We start from the raw sequence: 2093 nt of genomic DNA on the forward strand, positions 1-2093 counted from the left end.
TTTCGGGAAATGCGCGAACTTTGGTCAATACAAATAATGGCGACGTATTCTCCGCGGCAAGTCAATTAGGACTGGGATACATCGTAGCGGTGGGGGACGAAGGAATATTCAGTGGAGATTATACCCGTGTCAATAACAGGCTGTTTGGTCATCAGATCATTGATTATTTACATCATCAACATGCGGGTTCATGGCTGGAGTTGAATATTGAGAACGACACCCTTGCTGCAGGAGCAATAGTAAACCTGGAATTATCCTTGAATTCCAAGAAACTTACTGCCGGGACTTATGAATCTGTGTTGAAGTTTACCAGCAATGATCCTCGTAACAAGGAAGATCGGGTTCCCGTGGTATTTGAGTTAACGGGTATCCCTGAGTTAGTGGCTAGCGACACACTTCTTGATTTCGGAGAAATATTTGTAAATCAATCTGATTCGTTGATTTTAATGATCGCGAATGAGGGCACCGATGAATTGAATGTGTCAAACGTATCTGCGGACGTATCCTACTTTACGGTGGACAGCACATCCTTTTCATTGGGCTCCGGGAGAAAGCCTGGGAGTCAATGTTTTCTATAATCCAACAGATGTAGCAAACAAAACAGGAATTTTGACCCTGACAAGCAACGATGCCCGGGGTGCTCTTAACATTAACCTGAAAGGAGATCCGTATAATCCACCTATTCTAGGAAGCCTTACGGATACCGTGGCAGTTACGCTTAATTACGGAGATTCAACTACCCAAACCTTAAACATCGCTAATCAGGCAGCAAGTGGTGCGGCAGATCTTGAATTCGAATTGGGTATTCAAATAAATGCTTCTTCAGTTACAAATTCAGGAACATATGATGATGATAGGGCCAGTTTAAACCTGGCCGAAGCCAATTACGCTGATCAACGCCTGATCGTCAAATTTCAACCGGGGCTTTCGAGTCAAAGTCAGACCGAGCTTAGAGAGGAATTGGGAGCAGAGGTACTGAAATCATATCGTAGGACTGGAATAGAATTATGGTCAGTCGAGGATATGACCGTAGAAGAAGCCATAGGGAATTATGGTGATGATCCTCGAATACTATACATCGAGCCAGACTTTATTGTTGAAACCATCGGAGACCCCAATGATTCAAGATTTGATGAACTGTGGGGAATGCATAATACGGGCCAAACAGGTGGAACGGATGACGCGGATATTGATGCACAGGAAGCATGGGATATTACCACCGGGAGTGACAACATTGTTGTCGGGATCATTGATACAGGAATTGATTACGATCATGAAGACCTTCGTGATAACATGTGGAAGAATCCCGGAGAGATTGCCGACAATGGTATAGATGATGATGGTAATGGCTATATCGATGATGTCTATGGTTGGGATTTTGTCAATGAAGACAATGATCCGTTTGATGGTCATTCTCACGGAACGCACGTGGCGGGTACTGTCGGAGCGCGTGGAAATAATGGAACTGGAGTAGCAGGAGTATCCTGGAGAACGCAATTAATGGCTTTGAAATTCCTGAGTGATTTCGGTTCTGGATATACTTCGGATGCGATAGAAGCGGTTGAATATGCAGTAAACAATGGTGCACACCTTACCAATAATAGTTGGGGTGGCGGTTCCTTTAGTCAGGCTTTGAAAGATGCTATCTCCGAAGCCCATCAGGCGAACCAATTATTTGTTGCTGCTGCTGGAAATAGTCGTAGTAACAATGATACGCGGCCAATGTACCCGGCGAGTTATGACGTTGATAATATCATTTCGGTCGCGGCAACGGATCACAATGATGAACTGGCCTATTTCTCCAGTTATGGCCTTACTACTGTTGACCTTGGTGCTCCTGGGGTTTCTGTGTTGAGCAGCATACCTAACAATGGTTACTCCTCATTTAATGGTACGTCGATGGCATCTCCTCACGTTGCCGGAGCCATCGCTTTGACCTGGTCACAAGCTCCTTTTCTTACTGGGATGCAAATGAAAGCCATCGTGATGGAGCAAGTCGACCCAATTCCGGCTTTAGCAAATAATACGGTGACCGGGGGGCGTCTTAACGTGTTGAACATGGTTCAGAATACCATTGGTTGGATTGCCACAGA

The 2093-nt window shown here is 45.0% G+C and carries 2 protein-coding genes; both read left to right on the forward strand.

The window, feature by feature from the left end:
- Positions 1-578, forward strand: a 578-nt coding sequence (locus LYNGBM3L_RS12780; protein ID WP_008183487.1) for a hypothetical protein, incomplete at its 5' end; no start/stop codon positions are given.
- Between the two features lie 31 nt (positions 579-609).
- Positions 610-2093 (forward strand): S8 family peptidase (locus LYNGBM3L_RS12785; protein ID WP_008183489.1); only part of this gene is annotated, 1484 nt, incomplete at its 3' end.

Origin of the sequence: Moorena producens 3L (assembly GCF_000211815.1) — a bacterium.
GTDB lineage: Bacteria > Cyanobacteriota > Cyanobacteriia > Cyanobacteriales > Coleofasciculaceae > Moorena > Moorena producens.